Source organism: Streptomyces sp. NPDC007162, assembly GCF_040634175.1.
In the GTDB taxonomy this organism is placed as follows: domain Bacteria; phylum Actinomycetota; class Actinomycetes; order Streptomycetales; family Streptomycetaceae; genus Streptomyces.
This window is the reverse complement of record NZ_JBEYFC010000544.1, coordinates 1-5,756: the sequence shown is the minus strand read 5'-3', so window position 1 is coordinate 5,756 and position 5,756 is coordinate 1. Positions and strand designations below refer to the sequence as shown.

7 protein-coding genes are annotated in these 5,756 nt (G+C 74.0%); 1 reads left to right on the top strand and 6 read right to left on the bottom strand.

Annotated elements, in window-relative coordinates; all coding sequences use genetic code 11:
• Positions 1 to 5: 5 nt before the first annotated feature.
• The 3 genes from ABZ646_RS38640 to ABZ646_RS38630 form a co-directional block, all read right to left on the bottom strand.
• Entirely contained in the window at positions 6 to 1,217 is a 1,212-nt protein-coding gene (locus tag ABZ646_RS38640) for a glycosyltransferase family 4 protein (protein ID WP_360529991.1), read from the bottom strand.
• Positions 1,214 to 1,612 (bottom strand): 6-carboxytetrahydropterin synthase, encoded by a 399-nt coding sequence (locus tag ABZ646_RS38635; protein ID WP_132887112.1) that lies wholly within the window; start codon positions 1,610 to 1,612, stop codon positions 1,214 to 1,216. Before ABZ646_RS38635 ends, ABZ646_RS38640 begins: the two co-directional genes overlap by 4 nt.
• A 149-nt stretch (positions 1,613 to 1,761) precedes the next feature.
• Entirely contained in the window at positions 1,762 to 2,742 is a 981-nt protein-coding gene (locus ABZ646_RS38630; RefSeq protein WP_360529987.1) for a zinc-binding alcohol dehydrogenase, read from the bottom strand.
• Between the two features lie 122 nt (positions 2,743 to 2,864).
• Between ABZ646_RS38630 and ABZ646_RS38625 the strand changes: the two genes are divergently transcribed.
• On the top strand, positions 2,865 to 3,668 hold the full coding sequence (locus ABZ646_RS38625) for a CDP-alcohol phosphatidyltransferase family protein (RefSeq protein WP_360529983.1): 804 nt from the start codon (positions 2,865 to 2,867) through the stop codon (positions 3,666 to 3,668).
• A gap of 71 nt (positions 3,669 to 3,739) precedes the next feature.
• On the opposite strand, the gene ABZ646_RS38620 is transcribed toward ABZ646_RS38625, so the two are convergent.
• From ABZ646_RS38620 to ABZ646_RS38610, 3 genes are all read right to left on the bottom strand, one after another.
• Entirely contained in the window at positions 3,740 to 4,465 is a 726-nt protein-coding gene (locus ABZ646_RS38620) for a YcnI family protein (RefSeq protein WP_360529980.1), read from the bottom strand.
• Between the two features lie 50 nt (positions 4,466 to 4,515).
• Positions 4,516 to 5,136: a hypothetical protein gene (locus ABZ646_RS38615; RefSeq protein WP_360529977.1), complete on the bottom strand. Its 621-nt coding sequence runs from the start codon at positions 5,134 to 5,136 to the stop codon at positions 4,516 to 4,518.
• A gap of 96 nt (positions 5,137 to 5,232) precedes the next feature.
• Positions 5,233 to 5,756 (bottom strand): GNAT family N-acetyltransferase (locus ABZ646_RS38610; protein ID WP_360529974.1); only part of this gene is annotated, 524 nt, incomplete at its 5' end.

Here is a 5,756-nt window from a genome sequence, read left to right as displayed (position 1 = left end):
GGTGGTCATGCCGCCCTCCGGGGTTCGTCGGGGAGCCGCAGCAGGACTCCGGCCAGGCTGCGGGCGGTGGTCGCCCAGCCGTCGAGGGCCGCCCGCCGGCCGCGCGCGGCGGCCTTGAGGCGGCGGCGCACGTCCGCCTCGCCGAACCAGCCGCGCAGTTCGGCGGCGAGCGCGGCGGGGTCCTCCGGCGGCACCAGGATGCCGGGCACCCCGCCGTCGGGGGCGCGGCCGACCGCCTCGGGCAGGCCGCCGACGTCGGTGGCGAGCACCGGGATGCCCCGGGCGAGGGCCTCGGTGACCGCCATGCCGTAGGTCTCCGCGTACGAGGTGAGGACCATCAGGTCCGCGGCCGCGTAACTGGCGTCCAGGTCGGCGCCGGAGCGCGGGCCCGCCAGGTGCAGCCGGTCCGTCAGCCCGTGCCGTGCGATGAGCGACCGCAGGTGGGCGACGTACTCGGGGTCCTGGTTGAGGCCGCCGACGCAGGTGCAGGTCCACGGCAGGTCCCGGACCGCGGCGAGGGCCTCCACCAGCCGGTGCTGGCCCTTGCGGGGGGTGACGGCGGCGACGCACACCAGGTGCGAGACGCCGTCGGTGCCGCCGGCGAGGGGGGCGATGTCGGCGCCCGGGGCGGCGACGTGGACGCGGTCGGGGGCGAGCCCGTGGTGCGAGACCAGCCGTCGTACCGCCCAGTCGCTGGTCGCGATCACCGCCGGTACGGCGCGCAGCACCGCGCGCTCACGGGCGTCCAGGTCGGCGGCCACGGCCCGGTCGAGGCCGGTCTCGTCGCCGAGCGGCAGGTGCACCAGGACGGCGAGCCGCAGCCGCTGCGCCTCGGGGACGACGATCTCCGGGACGCCGCAGGCGACCAGGCCGTCCAGCAGGACGACCGCGCCGTCGGGGAGTTCCCGCAGGGTGCGGGCGAGGCCGTCGCGGGCGGCCTGCTCGGGGCGCGGCCAGGAGCCGGCCACCACGTGCCGGGTGACCTGCCAGCCGAAGCCGGGCAGGTCCAGGCAGACCCGCCGGTCGTAGGCGTTGCCGCCGCTCGGCTGGGCCGGGTCGTCGACACCGCCCGGCATGAGGAAGTGCACGGTGCGCAGGGACATGGGGAGGATCCCGATGTTCGCGGGGGCGTTCTGGCCCGAGGGGTCGGCGGTGGCCGCGCGCTGCGCGGGCACGTAGGTGAGGGCCGGCGGGCGGCCGATGGCCATGTCGGTCACAGGGCACGCTCGTAACTCGCCCAGGCGACGTGTGACTCGTGGAGGGTGACGGTCAGTCCGGCGAGGCCCTTGGCGCCCTCGCCGAGGGCGCCCTTCTCGATGCGCTCGGCGAGCCGGTCCGCGATGACCTTGGCGAGGAACTCCGTGGAGGTGTTGATCCCGGCGAAGTCCGGCTCGTTGTCGAGGTTTCTGTAGTTCAGCTCGCTGACCACGGCGCCCAGTTCCTGGGTGGCGAGACCGATGTCGACGACGATGTTGTCGTCGTCCAGCTGTTCACGGCGGAAGGTGGCGTCCACGAGGAACGTGGCACCGTGCAGTCGCTGCGCGGGCCCGAACACCTCGCCGTGGAAACTGTGAGCGATCATGATGTGATCGCGGACGGTGATGCTGAACAACGGACGACCCTCCAGGTGCGGCGCGTCTGGTTCCTCGGCTGAACCCTGCCGGGGGACCCCTTAATACGGCTCTCGACTTCCCCGTGTTCAGTCCACTCTCACTCTTTTCTCAGGTCAGGACCTCTTGGCAGGCCGCATTGGACACCGCGTCAGCCGGCGTCGCCGTAGCGGACCCGGTGGCACAGGGCCGGGATCTCACCGGAGGCGAGCCTCGGGAGCACCTCGGGCAGCTCTTCGAACGCGCTTTCGCCCGTGATGAGGGCGTCAAGTGCCGGGTCGGCCAGCAGGTCCAGGGCGAGGGCGAGACGGTCGGCGTAGCTGCGGCCGGCACGGCGCGGGGAGACGGTGCCGACCTGGCTGCTGCGTACGGTGAGGCGGCGCGAGTGGAAGGCCTCGCCGAGCGGCAGGGCGACCCGCCGGTCGCCGTACCAGCTCAGTTCGAGGACCGTGCCCTCCGGGGCGAGGAGTTCCAGGGCGCGGGTCAGGCCCTGTTCGGTGGCGCTGGCGTGCACGACCAGGTCGCAGTCGCCGAGGGCGTCCTCGGGGGCCGCGAAGCCGACACCGAGCGCCTCCGCGGTCCTGGCGCGGGCCGGATCGGCGTCGACCAGCTGGAGCCGTACGCCGGGGAAGCGGGCGAGCAGGGCGGCGACCGAGCAGCCGACCATGCCGCCGCCGATGACCGCGATCCGGTCGCCGACCAGGGGCGCGGCGTCCCAGAGGGCGTTCACGGCGGTCTCGATCGTGCCCGCGAGCACCGCACGCGCCGGTGGTACGTGCTCCGGTACCACCGTCACCGCGCTCACCGGTACGACGTAACGCGTCTGATGCGGGTACAGGCAGAACACCGTACGCCCGATCAGCGGATCGGGGCCCTCCTCCACGATCCCGACACTGAGGTAGCCGTACTTCACCGGCCCCGGGAACTCGCCCTCCTGGAACGGCGCCCGCATCACCGCGCGTTGGCTCTCCGGGACGCCGCCCCGGAACACCAGGGTCTCGGTGCCCCGGCTGACTGCGGAGTACAGCGCGCGGACCAGCACCTCGTCCTCGGAGGGCGCCGCGAGGGTGAGGTCACGCAGCTCTCCGTGGCCCGGGGAGCGGAGCCAGAACGCGCGGGCCGAGCGGTTCATCGGCATCCTCCTGAACGATCGGGAAGTTGTTCACGTACCGAGGTGTGCACAGCGAACAAGTGCACAGGCCGCGCACAGTACGCGGCGTTGATCGACTCTGTCACTCGGCCGGAGGACGTGCGGTGGCCCTGAACAACACTTACGAAGCCAGGCTGGTCCAGCAGGAGACCGCGGTGGGAGCGGGCGTGCAGATCCTGCTGCTGGCCCTGCTCGGGACGGCGATCGGCATGGGGCCGGCCGGCTGGCTTGTGGGTCTCGCGTTCGCGATAGCCACCTGGGCGGTGCTCTCCCGGGCCCTGCACCGCACCCGGCCGCGCTCCTTCGGCCCCGCCAACCGGGTCACCCTCGGCCGCGCGATCCTCGTCGGCGGGGTGACGGCCCTGGTCGCCGACTCCTTCGAGAGCTCCCCGCCGGTCACCCTCCTGGTCGGCCTGACCGCCGTGGCCCTGATCCTCGACGGCGTCGACGGCAAGGTGGCCCGCCGCACCGGCACGTCGACCGCGCTGGGCGCCCGCTTCGACATGGAGGTCGACGCGTTCCTGATCCTGGTGCTGAGCGTGTACGTCTCCACGCAGCTCGGTCCGTGGGTGCTGCTGATCGGCGCCATGCGCTACGTGTTCGTCGCGGCGGCGCGGTTCGCCCCCTGGCTGAACGCCCCGCTGCCGCCGTCGATGGCCCGCAAGACGGTCGCCGCGATGCAGGGTATCTGCCTGCTGCTGGCGGGCGCGGACCTGCTGCCGTACGCGGGCAACCTGGCCGTGGTGCTGCTGGCGCTGGGCTCCCTGGTGTGGTCCTTCGGCCGGGACGTGGCGTGGCTGTGGCACAACGAGCGGGGTACGGCGGCCGAGACGGCGGCCGAGGCCGAGGAGACCGACGCGACGGTGGCGGCTCTGGAGCGCGAGCTGCTGGAGCTGGCGATGCGGTAGCCGGCGGAGCAGGACGGAGGGGCCCGGACCGGGGGATGGTCCGGGCCCCTTCTCTTCTCGTCGCCCAGGGGTTACGACCGTGCGCCGCGCGTCCGTACGAACGTGAACGCCGCCGCCGCCAGGCCCAGGGCGCCGACGATCAGGCCCGCGACGCCGAGGCCGCGGGCGGTGGAGTCACTGGCGTCGGCGGACGCGGTGGGCGCCTTGGCGCTGCCGTTCTTCGACGCGGGAGCCGCCGGGGCCGCGGTCCCGGCGGCCGCCGTCAGCTTGAGGGTGGGCGCCGGGTCCTCCGGCTCGTCGTCGCCGCTCTGGGGCACCTCGATCCAGCGGACGACCTTGCCGTCGGAGTAGGTCTGCAGGGTCTTGAAGGTCAGCTGGTCGGTGTCCTCGGGCAGTTGGCCGAACGCGACGTCGAAGTCCTGGTACTGGCCGGGGCCGATCTTGCCGCCGGTCCAGGTGATCTCGGAGGCGGCCTCGGTGATGGTGCCGTCGTCGGTCTTGACGGGGTTCTTGAGCTTGGTGGTGGTGACCTTGGCGGTCCAGCCGGCCTGCGGGGTGACGAGGACGCCGAGCACCGGATGGTCGGTGGGCAGGACGACCTGGACCTCGGTGGTGGAGGCGGTGTCCTCCTCGTTGGGCACCCGGAAGGTCAGGACGCCGTCGGTGGCGCCCTTGGCGTAGCTCTCGGGGTGGACGGTGACGTGCGCGGAGGCGGCACCGGCGGCGGCGAGGACCGAGGCGGCCGTGAGTGCGGTGACGGTGGCGGCACGGCGCAGGGCGGCACGGGTTGTGGACATGAGTGAGTGGATCTCCGTACGAAGGAAGGGAAAGGGAGGCTGGTGCGGTGTCAGACCGCGTACGGGATCGCGCTCGGCGGCCCACGCCGGCTCATCGCGTGCCGCAGGGTGAGCAGCCGGGGGCGGACGGGACGGGTGGGAGCGGGCAGGCCGCTGTCGACCGGCGCCGGCAGCGGGGCGTCGTGCCACCAGGCCGCGAGGCCGGGGACGAGGGCGGCCGCGCGGCGCAGCAGCGACCACAGGGCGGCCTCGCCCCGCCGCAGCCACCAGGAGGCGACCAGCGCGGCGAGGACGTGGGCGAGGGTGGCGTGCGCGGTCAGGACGTGCGCGTGCTGCGCCGTCCCGGCGGCCATGGCGTGACCGTGCATCGGCATGGTCACGGGCATACCGGCCATACGGGCGGTGCCCGCCGGGGCGATCCGGTGCGCCGCGTCGAAACCGACGTGCAGGCCGCCCTGGGTGAGGAGCATGCCGGCGCCGATCTCCGGCAGCCCGCGCTCCCGTCCCGCGAGGGCGCGGCCGACGGCGAAGACCGCCCCGAACGCCGCGAGGTCGGCCCAGAGCGGCGGCATGTCCCCCATGGCGAGGCCGTGACCGGCGGCGGCCAGGAGTACGCACACCGCGGCGAACACCGCGGCACGCAGGCTCCGTACCGCCGGTGACGCACTCATGGTGAGCGATCCTCCCACGCCGGGGTGATACGCGCGGCGGGGACGCTCCGTTCAGCCGCGCCCCTTCAGGGGGCGGCGAACTGCGCGATCGCCCCCTCACACCGGGGTGAAGGTGGTGCGGGTGGTGGCGGTCTCGCGCCGGGTGTCCGCGGCCAGGGTGGCGGCCTGGGCCACCGGCATCGCCCGCTCGTCGAGCACGACCTTCCCGAGCGACCGCCAGAACGCCTCGGCGCCGGGCACGGCGGGGGCGGTGTGCAGGTACACGGCCCGGTACCCGCCGTCGGCGACGGCGAAGTCGACCAGTTCACCGACCAGTCGACGGGCGATTCCGTGCCGACGGAACTCCGGACGCACATACAGCCGCCGCACCTGCGCGGTCTCCCCCGACGGGTACCGGTCGGCCAACTCCCGCGGGTTCGGCGGGTGGGCGGGGCCCCGCGAGTCGAGCGCCCCGGTCCCGACCACCCGCCCGCCCCCGTCGACCGCCACGAGCAGCGCGTGCCGGGGAGCGGCGAGGTAGGCCGCGGCGGGATCGACGATGTCGCCGTGCCACCGCGGCACGTACCCGGTCCCGAAGTCCCGGTAGACGGTGTCGAGCATGACGGCCCGCGCGCCGTCCA

Coding starts and splice junctions, on each gene's coding strand:
- ABZ646_RS38630 (WP_360529987.1), bottom strand. CDS start 2,742: ATGAACCGCTCGGCCCGCGCGTTCTGGCTCCGCTCCCCGGGCCACGGA.
- ABZ646_RS38620 (WP_360529980.1), bottom strand. CDS start 4,465: ATGTCCACAACCCGTGCCGCCCTGCGCCGTGCCGCCACCGTCACCGCA.
- ABZ646_RS38615 (WP_360529977.1), bottom strand. CDS start 5,136: ATGAGTGCGTCACCGGCGGTACGGAGCCTGCGTGCCGCGGTGTTCGCC.